Origin of the sequence: Shouchella sp. JSM 1781072, from assembly GCF_041949915.1 — a bacterium.
Classification (GTDB): domain Bacteria; phylum Bacillota; class Bacilli; order Bacillales; family Bacillaceae_D; genus Shouchella.
The window spans coordinates 410417-433758 of sequence record NZ_JBHFQE010000002.1 but is presented as its reverse complement, the minus strand read 5'-3'; the positions used below and the strand labels follow the sequence as shown (position 1 = coordinate 433758).

Here is a 23342-nt window from a genome sequence, read left to right as displayed (position 1 = left end):
TCGTTATCCTATCCATTCGTTAAATTTAACAGCGTAAGGATAAAAGCAGTAGAGCAGTTTCTCGCATGAAATGGGGTGTTAGGATGAAGCATCAAGGGTTAGTACGAGTTGGAACAATCTATTTACCGGTAGTATGTGTGGACGTTTCTGCGGACTGGTATATAAAGAATCTTTGTGCAGAATTAAGCTATAAAGATGAAGAGAAAGCAATCTTAAATGTAGCGAATCTAAGCGTATTTTTAGTGAAATCGCATGAAGATCAAACTGCAAATTTCTATGATCGTAATGGAGCAGAACGCTTTTCGATGACGTTTGAAGTTGATGGGTTGCATGCTTTAGAAGCCCTCCACAACGAATATCGGCAAAAAGGGGTGAAAGTAGGCGACATTGAAAGCAGAGGACATGCTGGGAAAAATTTTGTTTTCTATGATTTGGATGGAAATCTATTTGATGTGTGGAGTGAATTAAGTCCTTCTTTCAAAGAGGACTAGCGATTAAAATAGGAATGATTGCCAAGGCAAAAAGAAAAAAACAAGCGTCAGAATGGTTAAAACTCCATAAAGGAGTGCTCTTTTGGGACGACGGAATGCGTTCATTTTTATTACTTTCGTGATTAAAACACTTACAACGAGTGTCGCGATGCTATAAAAGAGGATATTTAACCACGGTTGAACTTGGAATATGCGAAGCAAGCTATAACTGATAGATAAGAGAAAAATGAAAATCCATAGCCATCCTTCCACCATGAAAAATTGATTTTCTCTTCGTGTATAGGTTTTGGTCATGGATGATCCCCTCTCCTCAATCCGCTTTTTTCATTCTTTGCTTTAATTTGCGTCTCATTCCAATTGTGATAAATACGATTACTAAGCCGATTAACGTAAGAATGTTTGGTAGCATGATGGAATGATGGCCATTACGAAAACTCATAATCGTCATGGTCAGAGAAACAATGAAAAGTAAGAGTGCTGAAGCGATTAGAACATTTTTTAAAAGCTTGAGATTGTTCGGCTTCATAGCTAAGCTTCTTCCGTTAATGTAAAACGTGTTTATCCATATCCGTAATTCGGAGAAGTGAAACCAATATTTTAAAAAATTGGTTAATTTAGAGAGTTACAATCGTTATTTGAAAAAGAAGAAAGGCTTAAGGTGCCACTCTTCTCTTTTTTGGGTTACGCTTCTTTTCGAAATGATTCATTGGCTTGCTTAAATTGTTGTTCATCAAGTGTATGGTCCATTTTCGCCATGGCGGTGGATCCAACGAGGTCACTTGTCATATTCGTTGTTGTTAATCCAGCATCAATAATAGGCCAAACTGCAGCTAGTACTGGAATTAGATAAAGAGGCATACCGAGCGTCTCAAATAAGACGGTCGTCATGACAATTCCCGCTCCTCGAACCCCTGCCGCTCCGATGGACAAAAGAATGCCCATTAAAACAAATTGAAGGATGAGTGTAAACGTAATGGGAATGTCGTAAACGTAAGCTGCGAATACGGAGATAACCCCGATCGCTACTGAAAATCCGTCCATGTTTACAGTTGCGCCAAAAGGAACGGTGAATGAATAAATTTTCTCCGGAATCCCTAAGCGTGTTTTTGAAACTTGTAGGGAAACAGGTATAGTTGCACTACTTGTTGATGTTGTAAAAGCAAACAACATCGTTGGTGAAACGTTTTTATAAAATTGAATCGGGCTCTGCTTACCTATTAATCGAATGATAAGCGGATAAACAATCAATAAGACGATTAATAGTCCGATATATACGGAAAGGATGAACGTTGTAACGGTTCCGATTAAGTCATTGCCAAATGTGCCTACTAAATTCGCAAGTAAAGCGAAAATACCATAAGGTGCAAACTTAATAACAAATTCGGTTAATTTCAACATGACGTCAGCACTTTCATTAATAAACGTGTAAATCGTAGGGACTTTTGATTCCCCAAGCGTAATCAAGACAATGCCAATAAACAAGGTAAATACGATAATTTGTAGTAAATTCATTTCACTTAGAGAAGCGAATACGTTTGACGGAATCCAAGACAGAAATTGTTCAGTGAGTTGAAAGGTAGTAGGTTCAATTTCTTCGCCATTCGAAAACATACCAACGGATTCAGACCCAGGCTTCATTAATAATGCAACGATAATTCCTACACTGGTAGCAAGAATACTCGTTAGGACTAAGTAGCCCATAAACCGAGCCCCTATTTGACCAAGAGATCTCGCATCCTTCATTTTCGTTATTCCTGATAATAGGGAGGTAACAACGAGTGGAACGACGAGCATTTTAAGTAATGATAAAAAAATTTCCCCAACGAATGCGATCCGTGATGCTTGTTCTCCAAGAATCAAACCAACTGTAATACCAAGAACTGCTCCAATGGCAATTTGCGTATATAAAGGTCGGTTAAACCACCATTTCATTTGTATCCGCCTCCAATAGAATCAATGATATGTATACCGCTTACATTATTAATGAAAGACGAGACGTTTCGTTAAAATTGTTTAACGTCCATTCACACGTAACAACGATTGTGTAATGTGAATAAATGTCCTCATATCGTCTAATGTATGGCAATGTAAGGGAGAGACACGTATGAGCCCTTCTAATTGAACAGATTCTAGTATCCGTTTTGAATAATAGCTTGTGGCGAGTCGCTCATATACGAGAACGCCTTTTTTTGTATAAAGCTCGACTGCTTTTGACCAAGAAAGATCATCGAAAGATAACCCTACAATAAAATCTTTTCGCTCTAAAGGTTGATCTTTAAAGTGGACAGTGAGTCCATCTAATTGGAGCAAGCCAGGTGTGTCTTGATCACCATGTAATAAAAATGTATGAAGCGCACGCTCGCGATCTTCAATGAGTGTCATCCCGTTTACGTATTGTTCACGTCTGTCCGTTGATTCACTGACGTAAGAACCGAGTGTACAAATATAGTTAACAATCTCACTAAAACCAGCATAATGTGCAGGTGCTGGCGAACCGAGACCCCATTTATCAGCGGGAGCAGCTGCGAGTTTTAGGTGAGTAATACTTGCTGCACGTTCAGAGATATACGCAAATGCCATTCCGCGGTTGCCAAACATTTTATAAGGGGCAATGTTTAACCCATCTACATCCCATTTTTCCAAATCAACGACACCATGAGGGGCATATTGAACGGCATCAATGACAATATACATTTCTGGGTTAATGGCTCGTGCTTGTTTAACTATTTCAGGAATGTCCAGAATGGCACCTGTGATATTTGATGTGGCGACAAAAGCTAATAGGTTTGTGTCTTTATCGATAAGCTCGATTATTGATTTTGTTAAAACCGTTCCTGTAAGTGGATCGGCTTCGGCAACACGTAATTCTTTTTTATGCAAGTCTGCGTAATGGACACACGCATCGTATGCGGATGGATGTTCTAATGCGGTAGTAACAATATTTCCGCCAGCTGTTGCCTGACTAAATGACCCAATCATTTCAAACATCGCTCGTGAAGCGGTGTCAATGGGTAAGATACTACCAGATGTAGCATTAAGCATGATGCGCACATCGTTTAACCCATTCTCAATAATTTTGCGAATTTCTAAAGCCATATCATGAAGGCGTTCGGGACAATCAGGATAAGAGGCAATGCGGGCATCTGCTTGTACAACATTTTTTAAACGGAGTGATCCGCCTGAGTTTTCAAAAAAAAGACGTTTGTTTCCAGTGATATCTTCATCCAAATAGTAGAATTGCTCTTGCATAAAGGAATCCAGTGGCTTGTTAAATAGTAGACTGTCCGACAAATTAAACACCCTTTTTCAAGATTTAGTTTGAGATGATCTTATCACGACTGAAAAAATAGAGTAAAATACAATTTTACAGCATTTATTATAAGTTTTTACGATATTAGTAGGGGGACTTTATGAATAAAGAGGAAGTGAACGCTTTTCTAGCAATTGTGCGATGTGGAACGATTACGAATGCGGCGACTACGCTATATGTCTCTCAATCTTCTTTAAGTCAACGACTTGCAAACTTGGAGAAGAAGCTCGACACAAAGCTAATAACAAGGGGAAAAGGAAAGGCGACCATTCGCTTAACAGAAGCAGGGCATAAATTTTTGCGTATTGCAGATGAATGGGAAAAGCTTGTGCAAGAGACAGAAGATCTTAAATATGTATCTAACAGACAAGAGTTACGTATTGGCTCCGTTGACAGTGTAAGTTCATTTATTCTCTATCCAATTTTTGAAACGATCATGAGAAAATGGCCGCAAACAAGATTGAGAATTCAGACTCATCAGTCTCATGAACTTTATGCATTGATGGAGCAACGTAAAATTGATATTGGGTTTGTTTTGCAGCAACGAGCAACCTATTCATTCGACATTGAGCCTTTATTTTCTGAAGAGATGTTTGTCATTATGCGAGTGGATGAGAAGCTCTACACGAAAGAATCAATGATTGACAATCAACAATTAAACCCGGAAAAGGAACTTTATATTAATTGGAGCCCTGATTATCAAGAATGGCATAATCAGTGGTGGCAAACGAATGCAACAAGTGGTATCCAGCTCGATACCGCTCATCATTTAAAGCAACTACTGCACGGTAATTATTGGGCGATTGTTCCTCTTTCTATTGTTAAAGCATTGGCGAAAGACATTCAACTGCATGTATATCGTTTAACGGACCCACCACCACCGCGAACTTGTTATATGTTATCTCGATCAAGCCAGCATGCTAAATTTATACAATTATTTAAACAGGTGAAGGAAGGCAACTAGAAGGTGAAATTACCGATAAAGATCATTAAAAAAAGCCACTCATTCGTCAGAGCGACCTTTTTCTTCGCGTAGTTGCTGGAGTTCGTCTAGCAGTTGCTTTTGCGTAGTTTCCATATCTTCTAATCGCTTTTGAGTGACGTGTTGATCTTGTTGTAGTTGTTTGATTACTTGTGCCTCGCTGGTATGTCTTGATACGTTTTTTCGATACAGGACAATCAGGAGGAGACCAATGCCGATAAGCGCAAAGAGCGGTATTAAAGAAAAGAGGATGTTTATACTGTTATACTCAATCGGTTCAAACATACAAAAACCTCCTAATGAATGGTATTTTCCTAGTCTAGCATAAACAAAGAGAACGAACGGCTATCGAGCCTTCATTCTCTTTGTCGTAATAGCTATCCCGTTTAAACTAAACGCTACCGGGGTAAAACTGAATCTTTGCTTAATTAGGAGGGGCATCCTAGCTGCGTTATTGATCTTTTCCGGCTTCAACGAGTAAGAAAATAGCAGCAAGGATATGCAGAATCATACCAACGATTGGAATTAAGCCTAATGCAGATGCGAGAATCCCTAAGATATGGCCTGTTTTCTTGCGATTTTCTCTTGTTGCAAAAGCTAAACCGATTATATGAAGGATTAGCATAAAGAAGAGTGGTGTCCAGGAAAGTGAGATAATTAGGGCTCCACCGAGTATAGGCAAACCCCATAGCGCTTCTAACCCGCCAGACACCCATTTTATTGTTCTGCTTGGCACTAAAAGAACTCCTTTCAGCTGAACGATTTTCTTTTAGCATGTCTTAAATAGAGAAACGTATGCACCTCTTCTATGAACGAAAAAAACTGCCCCTCACGAAAAAGGGCAGCTTAATTTTTGGCGTTATTTTGACGCGACGTGAGCGACTTTTTTTGCGGTATCTTTAAAAATTTTTCCGTCTTTCATGACGAAGGTGATGTTCTCGTGCTGTTCTAAAACGTGAATGTTTTCAAGGGGGTTGCTGTTTACTAAGATTAGGTCAGCCCATTTGCCGGGCTCGATTGTACCGACGCGATCACCCCAGCCCATGCATTCTGCAGCTGTTTTCGTTGAAGCGACAATGGCTTCCATTGGCGACATACCAATCTCGCACATGAGTCCGAGTTCTCGTAAATTAATACCGTGTGGGAAGACGCCTGCATCCGTTCCCATCGCAATTTTTACGCCTGCTTTATAGGCTTTTTCAATACTTTGTTTATGAATATCAATGACTTGTTTTGACTTTTCAATGGCATAAGGGGCCATTGTATTTGTCGTTTCAGCCGCTTCTAAAACAGCCAGTGGGGCAAGCAAAGTCGGTACCAGGTATGTGCCGTTTTGAAGCATTAATTCTAGCGCTTCATCATCAATAAAGATGCCGTGTTCAATGGAATGAATACCTGCGCGTACGGCATTTTTAATGCCCTCTGCACCTTGGGCGTGTGCCATCACTTTAATGCCTTTACGAAAGGTAGCTTCTTCTACCATGACTTCAAGCTCTTCCTGCGAGAACTGAGTAAATTCAGGGTGATCCGTCGGGCTTGAAACGCCACCAGTTGCATGAACTTTGACCACGTCCGCTCCGGCTCGTAGCATCTCGCGGACTGTTTTTCTTACTTCTTCACGTCCGTCACATTTGCCGTCCGGCATGCCTGGATAAACAGGATCAGTCGTATCAATACCAGAGAGATTCCAACTATCCCCGTGTCCACCCGTAATCGTCAGAGGGTTAATACTGACTTGCATACGTGGACCAGGAACAAGACCGTCCTCTACTGCTTTTTTGATACCGGCGTCTGCAAAGCCGGCATCTCTCACAGATGTGATACCTGTTTGTAACGTGGTTTCAAGTCGTTTAGCTGCTTCAAAAAAACGATAAGAAAACGGTGTGAGCAGTGATTCTTGTACGTTTTTAATTTCTAATGCCATGTGTACATGGGTATCAATGAGTCCTGGAAGAAGGTATTGTCCCTCGCCATCAATGATCGTTGCTTCTGTTGGTAGATCAATTTCTTGTGCAGTACCTGCCGCAATAATCTGTTGTTGTTCGATTAGAACAACCGCGTTTTCAATCAGTTCTTTTCCTGTTCCATCAATCATGACGACGTTTGTAAGTGCGGTAATGGCCATTTCTATCCTCTCCTTTTATAGAGTTGAAATTAAAATACTTGCGATTGCTACGGAGCCAACGGTAACCGATGTGAAACCACCAATTAACATAGGGGCCATCAGCTCATCCATAATCCGTTTTTGTTCAGCTTCGTTTTTTCCTTCGCTTCGACTAATTTCTTCAACAATGAGGTAATCTCCTGGAAAACCGTACAAAGCGGTTAATACAACTGGAATTGATTTGTTTCGATCCCACTTAAAAATTTTTGCGCCGATCAGTGCGCCAATCATCAGTCCGACAATTCCAACCACCATAATGACGATGACTGGTAGAAGGGAGGCGACAATTTGATCCCAAGTCACGCCAATTAACGAATTCATTACGACAAATATGAGCGCAATCATTGTAATCCCTGAACTATTGGCTTTTTCCATCGATCGTTCTGGCAATAACCGTAAGGCTGCTGCTGTTACACCGATCACGAGTGCCCAAAGGCTTGCGTTGACGCCTGTGAGGTCATCAAGGAGTACCGCAAATGCACCCCCTGCAAATAACAAAAAGATAATGACGAAATGACTTTGCATCCATGAATGAGGAAGGACAAAGGGTTTTTTCGATTCTGACGCCTCTTCGTCAGTAGGTTGAATGGCTGCCGCTGTTTCATCAGTTCGGATTTTCTTGGCATAGCGGGCTAGAAAAAAAGAAGTAAGCGGCATGCCGAAGAAATTTTGAATCGTGAAGACGGCAATGGGGATAGCCATAATCGCTGTAAATCCGGCATCCCTTAATCCTTCTGAAGTTACGATGTAGGCAATAATGCCGCCTGTAATGGGTCCCGCACCGGCTACGGCTGTTTCATAATTAAATAAAACAGTGATGATACTAAGTACACCAAGCACGGAAAAGGCTAGTCCAATAAGCGTAATGACCACAGCTTGGTATTGCTGAATCATTGTCTTTAATGGAATCATTGTACCTAAATGAACAATTAAGACAGGTACAAGCACGCCACCGACTGCAACAAACGTAGAATCTTCAATGTAAGATTCGGGTATAAGTCCTGTTTGCAAGAAAAGGAATACAGTGGCCACAACAACAAGTAAAGTCGGAATGCGTGCACGTGATAGAATCGAAATAATTTCTCCAATTGCGATAATCGCGATAAATAATAAAGCTAAATAGATGGGCTGCAAACCATTTCCCCCCTTTGTCCAAGTCTGGCACTGTTCGTTGACAAAAGAGTCTGAACAAATGCTTGAATAAAACTATAAGGGAAATAGACTGAACATTCTATAGTTTCATTCGACAAAATTCACTGTCTTTTTTGTCCGCTGTCGCTAAATGAGATAATTTCTAAATAGTGAGCAATTTTAAGTGCGAGATGCAGTTCGAAACTATGACTAGGTGTGAAAGCGCTTATATCGAAGTGTTCATAGATTTTTTTTAAGCGGTATTTTACCGTGTTCACGTGAACAAAGAGACTTCGTGCAGCTTCTTTCAATCGTTGTCCTTGTTCCATATAAACAAACAAGGTGTGTAGGAGATCCTTGTTCGCTTCGTCTATCACCAAATCACCAAGCTGTCCGTGTACATATTTCCTCAATACTTCTTCATCCATCGTCAGAAATAATTGGTAAGGACCTAGGGATGTATAGTGTATAACTTGATGGGGTTGTTGTTTACGTTTTAAAAAGTGAATGGCTTTTACCGCTTCCGTATAAGCATTCTTCAAGTCGGTTAGTTTTTTTCGAGCTTGTCCAATTCCAGCGTAGCCAATCAACCCCCATTTTTGTTTTACGTAGTCGAGCAGTTCTACTAAACAGGACTCAATAGCGGCGTATGAATGTTGGGACGAGACTGGGAATAAAAACGTTAAATCAACATGTCGTTCATAAACAATTGCTGGTTCTGGTAGTTTAGAAAGGGCAAAGTAAACTTTCCGCATGAACGATTGTTTTAATCGGCTGTTTTGTTGTAAAAGCATACTCCCGTGTTCCAGCTGAATTTTGGCAATGATGTAGTGGTGTTCATTTGTAGTGGGAACATGCATAAACAATTCTTGTACGGCACTCTCTGGCTGGATAGAATGGATCGCCATTTCTAGTAACCGCCCAGTATACAACAAATCGTCAACATCTTGTTTTTCGCGTTGATGTAGTTCCATCACAAATATAGGCAGTGCTTGTTCAATTGCTACTTGGTCCAACGAGTTTAACAGGGAATCTGCATGACTGATGACGATTAGAAACCCTAAAGGATCGGTCTCGATTTGGATAGGAAATGTATAGAGTTCAACGCCTTCTTGTCGGAATAACGTAGTTTGAACGCCTGTTGTTTGATTTTTTATAAAGGAGTGCGTAATCTCGGTAAAGTGTTCCTTTGTAATAGGAGACTGAAGTTGTTGAGGAAAGCGAGAAAGTTCTTCAGCAAATTCATTCAACACGACGACATCTTTGGAAAGCAACCGAGCTAATGCTGCTGTAATGTCGTCGATCCCACCGTTGGAAAGGGAAACTTTTGAAAGCGCATGATGTATGTCTTGTGTTCGCTTATTTTGAGAATATAGCCGAGCGTTCTCAATCGCAATGGATGCTTGGCGGGCAAAAGTCTCTAATAGCTCTAAATCATAGGCATCAAACAGGTGGTCTCGCTTAAAGATATCTACTGTTAGCACACCAATACAGCTGCCATCAATACGGAATAACGGAACAGATAGGGCGCTTACAGGATACGTCAATTCAGGAAGAGACTGCTCGTAATATTGGGCATTTTGGGCACTAAGGTTCCCCATCCCTTTTTTCGTATCGTGCATGTGCATATAAATACTACCTTGTTTCTGCTGAAAGGTTTTACCGCTCATTCCCTCGCCAGGCTTTAAGCGGACTTTTCCTAGTGACGCCATCTTGAATCCAATGGCACTTTCCGCATAGAGGGTATTTTGTTGTTCGTCATATAAAAACAAGACGCCAGCTGTTGACCCATCAATAACATGTAACGCTTCTTGTAAAAGTTGGCGCAAGACATCAGGTAATTCACGAGTCGAGCTTAAGACGCGAATGGATGTCATTAGACTATTTAATTGTTGTTCAGTTTTCATTGTACGCATCTCCTTACTTTCATTCAGTTCATCATAAGGGAAAAGAAGAAGAGAAACTAGCTTGTTAAGACGCGAAAAGGAAAAATTAAACCCTTCGCCCTAGTTTCAAGAAATGTTGTAAAGGAAATGGTATAGGCATCATCTTGGAGGTGCAGAAAATGAAGAAATCAACGATTGTCATGATTTTGCTTATTGGCTTCGCTCTTACTAGTATATTAGGAGTCATCGGCTTCTTTTAATAGAAGAATAAATGTCACTACGAAAAATAGATAGAAAACGATTAATGGTGGTGTGGCGAACGCTGCGCTCACTGTGTTTCGTTTCGACATTCTATACCGATAATTGTCTAAAAGAAAGACGCATCGTAATCGAAAAAACCTTCTTGAAGGGCATATTCTCCTTCATGAAGGCTCTTTTTATAGAAAATCGTTTTTGTTACATATAATGAATCTGATCTTTATATCTTGCCATCATCGTGGCATTGTAATCATCGCCACCGTCAAGATTCGCGCTACGGAAAATTGGGACATCCTTACCTTTAGCTTCTAGTTTTTCAATGAGCTTCAAGACGATGGAATGAATCACAAAGCTTCCTGAAATGGTTGATGTTGGGGCGACTTTTTGTGAGAGTGAATCAATTGAGACAGTGGCATCCCCAGGTTCGCCATAATTATCAATGATAATGTCGCTCACTTCAAATAACCGCTTTCCCGAAGAGTGTCGGGATGTCACACCCATAGAATAGGTTAAATTTGTGAGTGAAATCACGTGCATGCCGCGCGCTTTTGCTTCAATGGCGAGGTCAATCGCAACTGGATTTCTTCCTGAGACCGAGTGGATAAACACGACGTCCCCAGCTTGGACCGGCTTTGAGTCTAGAATGATATTGCCGTAGCCTTCTAACCGTTCGAGCTGAGAAGTGAGCGTCACAGGCTCAACATTCAACATTAACGCTGGACTGAAGAGTGGATTAAAGAGTGCAAGTCCGCCAGCGCGATAAAACGCATCTTCGGCAATTATACCAGCATGAGACGCTCCGAAAAGGTAGAGAGAGCGGCCGCTGTTGACCGCCTCTTCCATTAAAGATGCTGCTTGCTCAAGGGTGGGTTCTTGCTCGTCCACAATCCGCGTAAGAATCGCTTCAATCGATTGATAGTACTGTTTTACATAAGACATTCAAATTACCCCCCTGGAAAAATTCGTGCAAATAAGTCTCCGATAAAGCTCCATAAAGAGAAGTCATTCCCTCCGAAGATGACAATCCAATCTGCTGCTGTTCCACTCAAGATCGGAACGGAAAGACCGACGAGGAAAATCATCACAATTCCTGCAACAGCCGAACCTGCAATCGCACCTCGTAAACCACCTTGTCCATTTGCAATAATCGCAGCTGTACCGATTTCAAAGAAACAAGTAATGGTTAGTGGGACAATGACGAAGCTGAAGACGCCCATACTTCCTGTAATAAAAATCGTAGCCACCGAAGTAATCATAGAGACGACAAATCCGATCAAGACAGCGTTTGGTGCATATGGAAATAAGATCGGTGCATCTAAGGCAGGCACTGCATTCGGAATCCATTTTTGCGAGATTCCTTGGAAAGCTGGAATAATTTCAGCGAGCATCATACGGACACCAAGTAAGAGAATGGTTAGTCCGGCTCCGAAAAGAATTCCTTGCATGACACTATAAATGAACAAGTTTTGTTCCGCACCGAAAGCTGTAGCCGCTGTATCAAATCCAATAATAAAGCTCACGACAATATAAACGAAAAACATGACAATCGATGACGTAATGCTAATTTCTCGTAAAAATTCCGTCGAACTCGGAAACTTAATATCTTCCGATGACCGTCCTTTTGTCCCGAATAATTTACCGACCATGCCGGCAATAAGGGAGAGAATGGTCGTAGGATGACCAATAATAAAGTCGTCAGACCCAGTCACTTTTCGAACAAATGGACGTAATAGAGCAGGAGCAATAATGATATAAAGAGCTGTTAGAATAGAAGCAAAAATAACGAGTTGCGTATTGTTTAAATGATTTTCGATTCCGACTGCAACAAAGATAAATGGAAACCAGAACAACATGTGGCCAGTCAGAAACACGTGCTTAATGGGTGTAAAGCGAGCAACAAGTAAATTAATCATAAAAGCGATTAACATCGAAAGGCCGATCTGGGTGCCGTATTGGCTTAAGATTGTATCTGCTCCTAATGCGGGAGCGACTTCTGGGTTGTCAATGTTGTACATGACGTTAAACCCTTCTGTTAATGGTGCAATGGAGTTCATTAAAATATTGGTCCCTTGTGTCAAAATCACAACACCGATAACGGTTTTAGCTGTTCCTGAAACAACGGAGGAGAAGTCTTTCCGCAATAATAAAAGACCAGTTAAGGCAATGAGTCCTAAGAAGATAGCTGGTTCACGAATAACTTCAATTAGAAAATCCATCACAGTTTGCATGTGTAACCCCCCTTATATATAGAGGGAACTTCGGCAATTACGCCTGAAGTTCCGCTTCTACTTTTTCTTTTATTTCAGCTTTGTTTACAAAGCTGTTGATGATGACAACTGGCTTACCGGCCGTTTGTTGGAGTTTCTCACCTAGTTCTTTACTTGTGAAAATATAGTCTGCTGGTGTACTTTGGGCAGAGCCGACATCACCCGTAAACACGTCTGCTTGAATGCCAAGGTCTTTTAAGACACCATCTAAATTCATTTTTAACACCATGGAAGAGCCTAGTCCGAACCCACATACAGTCATAATTTTTAACTTCGCCATTTGTAATCGCTCCTTTAAATTAAGTTATATAATGCTTCGTTTGAGGGGGCTTGTCGAAGCTGGTTGACTTTTTCTTCGTCAATTAAGATGTGTGAAAGCTGCTCAATCAGTTTGAGATGAGCGTCGGACCCTGTTGCCGAAAAAGAGAATACAAGGTCAACAGGATCATTTTGCTCACTGCCGAAAGCAACTGATTTTTCCAAAACTGCAAGAGAAATCGCATCCTCATGCACAGCTTCACTCGGGCGTGCATGGGCCATAGCAATTCCTGGTCCAATCACAATATAGGGCCCGTTTTCCTTTACTGAATCGATCATTTGAGAGATATAGTGTTGCGAGATGGCACCGGTAGCTAATAGTAAATTTCCAGAAGCTTGTATCGCTTCTTCCCAGTTGCCTGCTTTTACATCTACAGCAACATGTTCTTTTCGTATCCAATTTGTCATTCTGCCGCGTCCTTTCGTCGATTCCATTTTTGTAAAAGTTGATCTCTTGATGCTTGGTGCTCTAGATAATGGAAAAGTTGCATAAAGTCTTGGTTATGCACTTCTTTAATTGCCAATACAATCATCATATCGACGCGCTCAGGATTTAAATCTCCGAATTCAATTTGTTGGTCCAAGACGGTTAAGCTAATGCCTTCTTTTATTACGTATTCAGGTCTAGCGTGTACAAACGCCACGTTTGGAAGAAAAACCATATAGGTACCATTTCGTTCCACGGACATGATCATTTCTTGAATATAGCCTTGTTCGATGTAGTCTGCTTCTAAAAGTGGTTGAGCGGCTAATGTAATGGCTTCTCGCCAATCTTGTGTCTGCGCTGTATGAATGGTTTCATCAAAGAGGGATGGCTCTACTAGACTAGCTTTTCCGTATAATTCATTAAAAGAAGCGAGCTGTTGCCGATTAATGATTTTATGAGCTTCGTGTTGAATCAATCGTTTGTCGTTATCGCTAAGAAGCGGGCTCACGCGAAAGCACTTTGTTTGTTGCCATTCGGGCATCTGGATATCTTGTGTCGTCAAGACAAAATCAGGGTTGGTTTCATCAAGCATTCGTTCTAAATCTTGTGTCCGAACAACATTGATTAAGTGAAATCCTGGTTCAATTTGTTCAAGTTTCGATGTCAGAATGGAAGAGGCTGCTAGACCAGATGAACAGACAACGATTACCGTTGGGAGAAATTTTCGACTTCTATTTCGCTCATAGGCTGCGCTAATGTGCATCGTGATATAGGCCACTTCACTAGCAACCATTTCAAAGCCCATATCATATGTCATTTGAAAAACCATTTCGTAAATCGCGCGATATCGAACTTTTATTTCCTCTGTATAGGGATTATCAACTTCAACCCCTTGAGAGATTCGCATAAACGCAGCTTTTACATGATGGGTTAAATCGTTCGTTAACTTTTCATCGGCCAGTAAGTCCGTATGCAAAATGGTCGATACTTGCGACAATAACTGTTTGCAAAACTGAATCTCGCGTTCATAATTTCGTAGATGCGGTGTTCCTTTTTTGTACGACACGATTTTCGCTTGATCGAATAAATCGTCCAAAAAGGCGCATTCATGAAGAATGGAGCGATCATCTTTCACATGTTCTTGAATAAACGATTCAATTACACCTAAGTGAAAATGACGTTTATGGCGGTTGTTTTTCGGAACAAACACATAGTGGTTCATCGCAATTTGTTGCTTCCACCAAAACAAGAAGAGATAAAACACATCAACAGTTGACTCACTATAATGGATACCTCGTTCGGTTTGAACAAATGCTAGCCACGTTTTCATGAGCTCAAAATCTTTTCTATCCATGTTCAGCCAAGTTTGAACCTTTAGTAAATCTGTATCTTTTTCTTCAAGCATTTGATAGAGGGCGAGTCGAATGCTGCGCTCGGTTCCGATGACTTGGAGGCCTTTCCAAGCTTGTTTCGTAATTTGAAGGTCAAAATGGTCAAGCCATTCTTCCACATCGACTAGATATTTTTGTACACTTGAACGACTCAACGAAAATTCATCGGCTACATCTTGAATGGTAAATGTGCCTGTAAGGGTAACGAATAGACTCATCATTAAGCGTTGAGCGTTTTTGTCTGTCATCATTTGCTTTTCATCGAGCATCGCAATGACGGCAGGTCGTTTGTTCTCACTAACTCGAAGCTTTACACCTTTCCCCGGCATTCTCGTAATGATTACGCCGATATCCTCCATGCTCGCATCGATTGCATCGAGGTCATAGCGAACAGTTCGACCACTGATCGTTAGCCATTTCGCCAAAACGTCAATAGTCATGAACTGATCGCTTTCAAGTAATTTGCTTAGAATAATTTTTTGTCTAGAGGTTAACATGTGCATCACCTTGTTTTAATCATAGCTTGATTCGGTTATTTGCCAAAGACTGAAAAATATCACATCTGTGGCAATAGACTGGCAATGAAAAAATAGGGAGAGGATCAGCCTTGCTCGTAAAGGCTTGAACACGTTTTCTTAAGTGGTGTTGCGGGTAAGAGGTAAATAAAGGAAGTGTCAGGAGGTGGATATCGTGAACGAAAAAATTTCTGAAGAGTACTTATGGCGAAAGGTGAAAATCCATACATTTCTCATCACGCCGGCGGCTGTTTTATTAGGGTACATGATGGCTTTTTTCATATTAGATACAGGATTTCCGCCCATACGGACATTTATTATTTATACAATTGGTGCCTACATTGGTGTGACGATTATGTGGCTCGTGGTATCTGAAGATAAGCAGATTGAACGACAGCGGAAAGCAGAATTGAAGAGAAGACGGAAATCGAAGACTAGGAGAGTCGTAGAATTTTTTGCTATTATCGGAGGTGCATATCTTATTTTGCGATTGATTTCTCATTTGTTCTAAGAACCGCTCTATGAACTAGAGCGGTTCGCAGGCGTGAATTAAAATAAATCAAAAAACATCGTATCACGAACCGTCATGCGGGCATAATAGGACCCTGACACATCTACACCTACGCTAAAGCCAGCGGCTTCAAAACCAGCTTGTGCACCTGCGTCAATTTGTGTGACAATCGTCGTTTGGCCAGTGACAGTAAACTCTTTTACAGGGAAATCACCGTGCAAGATATCGGTATTCGAGTCTTCTAGCGTATGAGGGCCGCTTCCTGTCGTCCACCATGCATCTCGAATATCAACAACATCCTCGTACACACCGTCTAAATTCTTTGTAACAACAAAGCGAACGTTTAGTACTACTTCAAGCCCCATATGTTCTTGAGTGGAATTCATCTCCATAAACTCTTCTTCAGGTGGAACCGTTATAGGTGGTGGTAGTAAAGGGTGGTCATTTTGCGCCACTACACTTTCCGTTAACTGAATCTTTTCAATCAAGTCTCCTGTTTCAGCATCCAGAATGGTAAGGGTATCCGCCCCTCTTTGAACCGTGACGTCCTCTTGCGCATAAGGTAATTCTAAGTACAGGCCGTTTAACTCCTCGTAATAAGCATGTTCAGGAGGGGTTGTGTGAATCTTGGTTGTTTCATTTTTGGCATTCGCACTAGAAGACCCTCCTGCAATGACGAGCATAAAAATAAGTACGGTGATAAAGCCATAAACTGCGTTTTTCATCAAAAAACTCCCTTCAGGATAATGGGTGGTACATGAAGAGAGTTACCCGGCTTTAAGGAATAATAAGCGCAAATAGACTTGGGAAAAAAGTCACTGTAAACGTGTTGATTTTGCGTTTAAGTGACTAGTTTATTGCTGATGGAAAACTAGAAAAACAAAAAAATACTAATCTAATAGGCTATCATTCACGATGATTGTTGTCGTTTTTTTGGGAAACTGTTCAAACGAACAACAGTTTTACAGCAAAAAAGACTACAGGAATAAGTAGAGCTGGTAAAAGATTTAACGTTTTAAACGAATGAATGCCGACAATATTTAAGCCAGTACTTAAGATGAGCAGACCACCAATAATCGAGAACTCCGTTAATAGCTCTGACGTGAAGAAAATGGATGCATAGCTTGCGAGTAAGTAGATACTTCCTTGCCAAATTAGTAAGACCACTGCAGAAAACGCAATGCTAAACCCGAACGTAGCTGCTAAAACGATTGAAGTGAAGCCATCTAAAATCGCGTTTGAATAAAGGTATGTATACTGTTGGTTTAACGCTGCTTCAATGGGACCAACAATGGACAGCGTCCCAACGCAAAAAAGTAGAATTGCGGTTGTTAGACCTTCGTTTACTCTGCCCTTGAGGAGAAAAGACAGACTGCTCTGAAATCGGTCTTCAAATTTTATAATTTCGCCAATTAATCCACCGAGAGCTAGACTAATAATAAACAGAACAGGGTATGTGCTGTTTGGGAGATTGGTGGAGATCGCACTAATACCTAACCCAATAACGGCTAGTCCCATACCTTGCATGAGAATGGTATGGTAGCGTTCGTTTAGCCCACTTTTGACTAGTGAACCTATGAAACTACCTATTAAAATCGTCGCCACGTTTACAAACGTACCAATCATGATAGATGCCTTCTTTCTATTATTCGAAATTCCTTTTAGTATACGCATGTGCGTTCATGCATGAGAAGTATTTTTTGTTATGAGGTCGTGAACAAAATGGACAAAATGAAAACTATGAACAAAATTGTCGTTCTATTATCTGAAATCTCTTGCAATTACTCGTGTATATACCATAAGATGTAGAAAAGGTTGTACGCAGGAGGACCTATGAATCGAATCGATGATGACATACACAGGTTGATTGTTGATTTTGAAGAGAAGCTTGGGCGCAAGGTTGATCAGGAAGAACAGGCATTTCTACATTGGGTAGTTGCGAGAACGAGAGAACGGGATGAATGTGAGGATTTTTTTAATTAATACGTTTTTCTATACGACCGATTTTAGCTCTTAGCAAAGTATGCAACGATAAGAGTGTAAATCTAGACTTGACGCTAGAAACGAACTCTTATATAGTGAGACTAACTTAGAGACAGGAGGGATGTTAAAAATGTTACCAGCAAGATTACGCCAGCAAACTTTGAACAATAAGTAATTCAATATGTTCAAAGGCTCTGTTTTCATAAACAGAGTAAACGGGAGTAGTCTGCACATTTTTAACCATCTTCGCCGGAAAAGTAAGAAGCGTGAAGAAAGGCAGATTGAACTGTCTTTCTTTTTGTTATCCAAAAAAGGAGACGTGTCTTTAGTGACGCCTCGTTTACTCGCACCCACAGACGCCATATGTCTGTGGGTTTTTTTTATGATGACACGCCTTTACGGAATAAACGAAAAGGACGTGTGAAAATGGAACAGTTAGTAGTGGAGTTACAAGATGTAGAGGTTTCTTATTTAGACAAAACGATCGTGAAAATCGACCATTTGAAGGTTCATCAATATGACCGAATCGGTATCGTTGGTAAGAATGGGAGTGGGAAGAGTACGCTTCTCCAACTTATATACGGGTCTGTTGTTGGAGAAACTGGATATGTTAGACGTCAAATTAAATTTTCTTACTTCCAGCAAAAAGAAGCGCCTGCTGAGATTGAAGCGGAGCGTAAACTTGAAGGACAATGGCAAGTACCGAATCAAGACATAGCGCATATGAGCGGTGGGGAACAGACAAGGCTGAAAATTGCTCAACTATTCACCTATGACCATGGTGGGTTGCTTATTGATGAGCCAACCACTCATCTGGATAAGGAAGGGGTTGATTTTTTAATTGAAAAACTCAAGTACTATTACGGTGCCCTCCTTCTTGTAAGCCACGATCGTTATGTACTCAATCAAATTGTAACGAAAATATGGGAAGTGGATGACGGGAGAATTACCGAGTTTAATGGGAATTATTCCGATTATAAAATGCAAAAAGACATGGAGCGGAAGCAGCAACAAGAACAACACGAAAAGGTAAAGAAAGAAAAAGAACGACTGATGGATGCTGCACAACAGAAAAGGAAGCAGGCTAGTAAGATCACGCAAGCCAATAAAGGAATGTCAAAAAAAGATACGAACGCAACAGCAAATCGAATGTTCATGACAAAATCCAAAGGGACGAGCGAGAAAGCGATGCAACGGACCGCAAAAGCGCTCGAGCAACGAGCTGAACATTTGGAAGAAGTCGGTCCTGTTGAAAAGGCTAAACCGCTTCGTTTTCAACAACCGACCTATTTACAAATGCACAATAAGTTCCCAATTATGGGCGATGGCGTAACGCTTAGAAGAGACAATCAACCATTGCTACAAGAAGCTCGTTTTCAGTTCCCTCTCGGGCAAACGATTGCGATTACTGGTGCAAATGGATCAGGAAAATCGAGTTTGCTACAGCATATTAAAGATCAAGGACAAGGGATCATGCTATCGCCAAACGTTGTGTTTGGCGTGTATCAGCAGCACGACTATCAATTTAACAAGAGCATGACAGTCATTGAGTTTATGAAAAGCGTGAGTGATAAGTCGGAAGGGCAAATACGTGCTGTGCTTCACGCGATGGATTTTGTAGGAAATGGAATTAAGAAAAACGTGCAAAATTTAAGCGGTGGGGAGTCCATTCGCTTAAAGTTGTGCCAGCTTTTCCTAGGAGCGTACAACGTGTTGCTTTTAGATGAACCCAACAATTTTCTTGATGTTGCCAGCTTGAACGCTTTGGAAATTTTCATAAATGCGTATGAGGGAACGATTCTTCTTGTTAGCCATGATCGGACATTTATTAAAGAGGTAGCGGACGTTGTGTATCAGATTGAAGAGCAGCAACTACGACTAAAGGGAGACGTAAAAAAATGAATCAAAACGAAATGAAGCAATTAGCTGAAAAGCATGGATTAGATATAAAAGAGAGCTCGTTAAAAATAAATGAATCAGGGCTAGATTTTCGCGTTGCTCACGGAAAAGATGCATCAGGAAACAAATGGATTTTACGTATTCCAAGAAGGGCCGATTCTCTTAAACATGGCAGACGTGAAAAAGCTGCGCTTGAAGTTATTAGGAATCAGGTTCGCTTTCAAGTGCCACATTGGGAAATTTTTTCTGAAGACTTGATTGCGTATAAACAACTTAGTGGTGTGCCGACAGCAACGATTGATATGGAAAAACAAGCGTATGTTTGGACGTTTGACGAGAATCATGCACCTGAGGCGTACCACAAGTCTTTAGGTCGAGTGATGGCAGACTTGCACAGTCTTTCAACAGATCATTTAGCCAAAACAGGTGTAGACATGCTTTCGAGTGAAGCCATACGTGAGCAAATGGCAGAACGAATGAATAGTGTCAAAGAGCAGTTTCAAATCAATCCCGTGCTTTGGAAACGTTGGCAGACTTGGTTGAAGAAGGATGACTTGTGGCCAGCTTTTACAGGCGTAAGACATGGTGATTTACACCCAGGACACATCCTCATTAATGAACAGGCGGAAGTAACAGGGCTGATCGATTGGACAGAAGTAAGTGTAGGCGATGTATCGTATGATTTTACAGCCCATTATCAAATTTTCGGTGAAGATGGTTTAGAAAAGTTAATACAAGCTTATCAAAACGCAGGCGGTCGGACGTGGAGTGGCATGAAGGAGCATATTATCGAGCTTCACGCCGCGAGTCCCATACTCGTTGCAGAATTTGCACTCTCATCGGGCCTTGAAGAAATGCACGAGATGGCCAAGCAACAGCTTGCGGTGGAAGAATAAGGAAAGAAAAAAGCGGTTCACAAGTGCAATCCCGTTGCACTTGTACCGTTTTTTATAATAAAGTCACTTCTATTTACTGAGTATTAAGAAAAAGGATACAGTAGATGAAACAATGCGAGCGAGGTGAAGCAAATTGAAGCAGAATTTTTGGATTCGTAATGTGAACATTGAGACAGGGTATGTCGCTCAAGAAGGGTTTACATATGGTAGTAAAACCGAATTAATGGACGTGAAAGTAGACGAAGGAGTTGTCACGATTCTCCAACCGGCCAAGCAACAACCTCTAAGGAATGGAGACATGGATAGGCAAGGCATGCTGCTTTTACCGACACTTCATGATATGCACTGCCATCTTGATAAAAGTAAATTGGGGGTGCCGTGGAGACCAATTACGCCAGCCCATTCAATTGTTGAGCGATTTACAAATGAAATTAAGGAGTTAAACGCATTAGAGCAATCGTTAAAAGAACGAGCCCGCAACCTCATTAACCTTGAATTAGCGAACGGAGTCACCCTTTTTCGATCGCACATTGATGTCCATCCTGAAGTGGGACAACGGTATTTGGAAGACGTTCTTGATGTCTTGCAAGAATATAAAGGAATGTTGAACTATGAACTTGTTGCGTTCCCTCAACATGGGATGCTTCGTTCGAATGCGTTTGAAGATGTAAAGACGGCTTTGCAATCTGGCGTTCAAATCATTGGAGGTGTTGATCCGTCTTCTTTAGATGGGAATGTGGAAAAATCGTTAGCGCAAACGTTTGAGTTAGCGACAACTTTTAATGTTCCTATTGATATCCATGTTCATGATCGTGGTGAACACGGACGAAAAACAGTTGAAACACTGATCGATTACACGAAGCAAACTGGCTGGCAAAAGCGAGTGGCCATCAGTCATGCGTTTGGCTTAAATGACGTTGATGGGGAAGTTAGAGAGCGCGTTTTCACGGATCTTGCTGAAACTGGAATCGCGATCGTTTCAAGCGTACCCATTAACGGAAACGTGCCTCCTCTTGAAGAACTGCGCTCTTACGGAGTCGATGTACGAATCGGTTGCGACAATGTGTATGACTCTTGGTCGCCTTTTGGAACCGGACGTATTGTTGAAAAGGTTAATCGCTATGCAGAAATCTTTCGCCTAACGACTCAACAATCGCTCACGAATGCGCTTCAACTGATCAGCGGAAAACCGATCCCGTTAGAAGGAAATCATTCTTGGTTGAAGACAGGAATGGATGCTTCTTTTATTCTAGTAGATAGCTCGTCTACGGCTGAATTTGTCGCGCGGCAAAGCGGAATTTACGCTAGTTTTTTTAAAGGAAACCTTGTACACGAAAAGGGAGGTAAGGCATGATTACAGGAAAAGATAAAACCTATCTAACACGTTGTTTGGAACTAGCTGCACAAGCTCTAGATAAGGGAGACGAGCCGTTTGGATCCCTATTAGTTTCAGCACGTGGCGACGTTTTGTTTGAAGATCATAACCACGTTTCCGGAGGCGATCAAACCCAGCATCCAGAATTTGCGATTGCAAGATGGGCGGCAGCGCATCTAAGTGCTGAAGAACGAAAGCAAGCAACCGTGTATACATCAGGCGAACATTGCCCGATGTGTGCTTCTGCCCACGGCCTTGTCGGGTTAGGGCGAATTGTCTATGCAAGCTCCTCCAGTCAATTAAGAGAATGGAAGCAAGAAATGGGGCTAAGTGAAGGCAATTTGATGCCCCTTGCTATTCAAGATGTCATAAAAGGTATTGAAGTCGATGGACCTGTGGAAGAATTAGCGAAGAGAGTGAAGCGACTGCATCAACAAAAACATCAAAAGTAAACGAGAAGGTTTCATTGCGATTATGCGATGGAACCTTTCTTTTTTAATTATGGAAAGAGAATGAAAAAAGTACTATGATAAGTAAGCTTATAAATTCAATTTTTAGGAGAAGTATATGGTACATACGACACTACCCTTAATCTATTTAGCTCTACCTGTTCTGCTTATTCTTTTTATTGTTGATGTTGTTCGAAACAAACGAGGTTTACGGGAACGCATCCTACAAGTTGGATTTAGTGTTTACTTGCTTGCTCTATTAGACGTTACGTTAGGAGAAATTTGGCTTCCTCCTTGGACGGATTCCTACCATCAGGTTCAGCTCGTGCCACTCTATTTTCTAGTTGATATTTATCAAACCTATGAAATTGGAATGTTTTATTTTATCAATGCGATTAAACTTTCTTTCTATAACCTACTATTGTTCGTGCCGTTTGGAATGTTTCTCTATCTTCTATTCAAGTTGAGAAATGGACTTATTGCCACACTCGTATTGTTTCTAGCTAGCCTCTTCATTGAAATCTCTCAACTTGTGCTAAGTTCAACCGGTTTAAGCATGTCCCGAATTTTTGATGTCGATGATTTGATTTTGAATACAGCTGGTGGTGTATTGGGCTACTACGTCACAAAGTGGATCGACCAGCTAATTAAGAGGAGGTAGTTGGTACAATCGTTCCTTGATGAAAAAAGAGCTTCCATTCAATCCCAACTAGTTTCCAAACTGAGCTTCTTAACGTCACTTTATTGGAATCATGATTGATGACACGATACGTTGTTAAAACAGCTTTATTATCTAATTGGTGCATGTTCCAGTCGTGAAGCGTGAGATGGTTGTTGCCTGCACCATCTTTAAAGTCTTGTCGGGAAAAAATTCTGCCAGAGCTACCGAATTCGAAAAAATCATCTGCTAACACTTGCCCAAGAGCCTCACCAGAAGTGCGTATAGATGTATGCAGGTGACTCTCTTCTAATGCTTTAATATGTGCGGTGAGATCCATGATGCACAACTCCTTCACGCCAATTTGTTCCTTGCATTTGTTAACATAGAAGCATTTTAGTACTTGTTAGGAAAACATGCCTGATTCGTTT

At 41.1% G+C, this 23342-nt stretch carries 25 protein-coding genes; 9 read left to right on the top strand and 16 right to left on the bottom strand.

Annotated features, from left to right (window positions below):
* Window positions 1-83 precede the first annotated feature (83 nt).
* On the top strand, window positions 84-491 hold the full coding sequence (locus ACE1TH_RS11640; RefSeq protein WP_375079056.1) for a VOC family protein: 408 nt from the start codon (window positions 84-86) through the stop codon (window positions 489-491).
* Between the two features lie 310 nt (window positions 492-801).
* Here the strand turns inward: ACE1TH_RS11640 and ACE1TH_RS11635 are convergent, their stop codons facing one another.
* The 3 genes from ACE1TH_RS11635 to ACE1TH_RS11625 all read right to left on the bottom strand — a co-directional run bounded on the left by ACE1TH_RS11635 (window position 802) and on the right by ACE1TH_RS11625 (window position 3782).
* Window positions 802-1017, bottom strand: a complete 216-nt coding sequence (locus ACE1TH_RS11635) for a hypothetical protein (protein ID WP_375079055.1) — start codon at window positions 1015-1017, stop codon at window positions 802-804.
* Between the two features lie 155 nt (window positions 1018-1172).
* Window positions 1173-2423: a dicarboxylate/amino acid:cation symporter gene (locus ACE1TH_RS11630; protein WP_375079054.1), complete on the bottom strand. Its 1251-nt coding sequence runs from the start codon at window positions 2421-2423 to the stop codon at window positions 1173-1175.
* An 81-nt stretch (window positions 2424-2504) separates the two neighbouring features.
* On the bottom strand, window positions 2505-3782 hold the full coding sequence (locus tag ACE1TH_RS11625; RefSeq protein WP_375079053.1) for an aminotransferase class V-fold PLP-dependent enzyme: 1278 nt from the start codon (window positions 3780-3782) through the stop codon (window positions 2505-2507).
* A 119-nt stretch (window positions 3783-3901) separates the two neighbouring features.
* Here ACE1TH_RS11625 and ACE1TH_RS11620 point away from each other — a divergent pair, with 119 nt between their 5' ends.
* Entirely contained in the window at window positions 3902-4765 is an 864-nt protein-coding gene (locus ACE1TH_RS11620) for a LysR family transcriptional regulator (RefSeq protein WP_375079052.1), read from the top strand.
* 39 nt (window positions 4766-4804) lie between these two features.
* On the opposite strand, the gene ACE1TH_RS11615 is transcribed toward ACE1TH_RS11620, so the two are convergent.
* From ACE1TH_RS11615 to ACE1TH_RS11570, 10 genes are all read right to left on the bottom strand, one after another.
* Window positions 4805-5068 (bottom strand): hypothetical protein, encoded by a 264-nt coding sequence (locus ACE1TH_RS11615; RefSeq protein WP_375079051.1) that lies wholly within the window; start codon window positions 5066-5068, stop codon window positions 4805-4807.
* Window positions 5069-5234: 166 nt separating this feature from the next.
* On the bottom strand, window positions 5235-5519 hold the full coding sequence (locus tag ACE1TH_RS11610; protein WP_375079050.1) for a hypothetical protein: 285 nt from the start codon (window positions 5517-5519) through the stop codon (window positions 5235-5237).
* A 123-nt stretch (window positions 5520-5642) separates the two neighbouring features.
* Window positions 5643-6908, bottom strand: coding sequence for a metal-dependent hydrolase family protein (locus ACE1TH_RS11605; protein ID WP_099302703.1), 1266 nt, complete (start codon window positions 6906-6908; stop codon window positions 5643-5645).
* Window positions 6909-6923: 15 nt separating this feature from the next.
* A complete protein-coding gene (locus ACE1TH_RS11600; RefSeq protein ID WP_375079049.1) occupies window positions 6924-8081 on the bottom strand; it encodes a hypothetical protein in 1158 nt (385 codons plus the stop codon).
* A gap of 119 nt (window positions 8082-8200) precedes the next feature.
* Entirely contained in the window at window positions 8201-9985 is a 1785-nt protein-coding gene (locus tag ACE1TH_RS11595) for a helix-turn-helix domain-containing protein (RefSeq protein WP_375079048.1), read from the bottom strand.
* A gap of 435 nt (window positions 9986-10420) precedes the next feature.
* The gene (locus ACE1TH_RS11590) at window positions 10421-11161 is read right to left on the bottom strand and encodes an SIS domain-containing protein (RefSeq protein ID WP_255224594.1); all 741 of its coding nucleotides are present in this window, start codon (window positions 11159-11161) and stop codon (window positions 10421-10423) included.
* Between the two features lie 5 nt (window positions 11162-11166).
* Window positions 11167-12450 carry a PTS ascorbate transporter subunit IIC gene (locus ACE1TH_RS11585; RefSeq protein WP_375079047.1) on the bottom strand — a complete coding sequence of 428 codons (1284 nt, stop codon included), beginning with the start codon at window positions 12448-12450 and terminating at the stop codon, window positions 11167-11169.
* Between the two features lie 37 nt (window positions 12451-12487).
* Entirely contained in the window at window positions 12488-12769 is a 282-nt protein-coding gene (locus ACE1TH_RS11580; RefSeq protein ID WP_099302693.1) for a PTS sugar transporter subunit IIB, read from the bottom strand.
* A gap of 14 nt (window positions 12770-12783) precedes the next feature.
* Window positions 12784-13215 carry a PTS sugar transporter subunit IIA gene (locus ACE1TH_RS11575; RefSeq protein ID WP_375079046.1) on the bottom strand — a complete coding sequence of 144 codons (432 nt, stop codon included), beginning with the start codon at window positions 13213-13215 and terminating at the stop codon, window positions 12784-12786.
* Complete coding sequence (locus tag ACE1TH_RS11570) at window positions 13212-15122, bottom strand: BglG family transcription antiterminator (RefSeq protein ID WP_375079045.1); 1911 nt, start codon at window positions 15120-15122, stop codon at window positions 13212-13214. The genes ACE1TH_RS11575 and ACE1TH_RS11570 overlap by 4 nt, the downstream gene beginning before the upstream one ends.
* A gap of 193 nt (window positions 15123-15315) precedes the next feature.
* On the opposite strand from ACE1TH_RS11570, the gene ACE1TH_RS11565 reads away from it, so the two are divergent.
* Entirely contained in the window at window positions 15316-15651 is a 336-nt protein-coding gene (locus ACE1TH_RS11565; protein ID WP_375079044.1) for a hypothetical protein, read from the top strand.
* Window positions 15652-15689: 38 nt separating this feature from the next.
* Here the strand turns inward: ACE1TH_RS11565 and ACE1TH_RS11560 are convergent, their stop codons facing one another.
* Together ACE1TH_RS11560 and ACE1TH_RS11555 are read right to left on the bottom strand one after the other, a co-directional pair.
* Window positions 15690-16376, bottom strand: coding sequence for a hypothetical protein (locus tag ACE1TH_RS11560; RefSeq protein ID WP_375079043.1), 687 nt, complete (start codon window positions 16374-16376; stop codon window positions 15690-15692).
* A 220-nt stretch (window positions 16377-16596) separates the two neighbouring features.
* Complete coding sequence (locus tag ACE1TH_RS11555; RefSeq protein ID WP_099302683.1) at window positions 16597-17277, bottom strand: DUF554 domain-containing protein; 681 nt, start codon at window positions 17275-17277, stop codon at window positions 16597-16599.
* A gap of 207 nt (window positions 17278-17484) precedes the next feature.
* On the opposite strand from ACE1TH_RS11555, the gene ACE1TH_RS11550 reads away from it, so the two are divergent.
* From ACE1TH_RS11550 to ACE1TH_RS11525, 6 genes are all read left to right on the top strand, one after another.
* Window positions 17485-17634, top strand: coding sequence for a hypothetical protein (locus tag ACE1TH_RS11550; RefSeq protein WP_176554369.1), 150 nt, complete (start codon window positions 17485-17487; stop codon window positions 17632-17634).
* Window positions 17635-18060: 426 nt separating this feature from the next.
* Complete coding sequence (locus ACE1TH_RS11545) at window positions 18061-19536, top strand: Msr family ABC-F type ribosomal protection protein (protein ID WP_375079042.1); 1476 nt, start codon at window positions 18061-18063, stop codon at window positions 19534-19536.
* A complete protein-coding gene (locus tag ACE1TH_RS11540) occupies window positions 19533-20429 on the top strand; it encodes a macrolide 2'-phosphotransferase (RefSeq protein WP_375079041.1) in 897 nt (298 codons plus the stop codon). Before ACE1TH_RS11545 ends, ACE1TH_RS11540 begins: the two co-directional genes overlap by 4 nt.
* Window positions 20430-20562: 133 nt before the next feature.
* On the top strand, window positions 20563-21783 hold the full coding sequence (locus ACE1TH_RS11535) for an amidohydrolase (protein WP_375079040.1): 1221 nt from the start codon (window positions 20563-20565) through the stop codon (window positions 21781-21783).
* Entirely contained in the window at window positions 21780-22256 is a 477-nt protein-coding gene (locus ACE1TH_RS11530; protein ID WP_375079039.1) for a nucleoside deaminase, read from the top strand. The genes ACE1TH_RS11535 and ACE1TH_RS11530 overlap by 4 nt, the downstream gene beginning before the upstream one ends.
* Window positions 22257-22371: 115 nt before the next feature.
* Entirely contained in the window at window positions 22372-22914 is a 543-nt protein-coding gene (locus ACE1TH_RS11525) for a VanZ family protein (protein WP_375079038.1), read from the top strand.
* Here ACE1TH_RS11525 and ACE1TH_RS11520 read toward each other — a convergent pair.
* Window positions 22901-23251: a nuclear transport factor 2 family protein gene (locus ACE1TH_RS11520; RefSeq protein ID WP_375079037.1), complete on the bottom strand. Its 351-nt coding sequence runs from the start codon at window positions 23249-23251 to the stop codon at window positions 22901-22903. The two genes, ACE1TH_RS11525 and ACE1TH_RS11520, sit on opposite strands and share 14 nt — an antisense overlap.
* Window positions 23252-23342 lie beyond the last annotated feature (91 nt).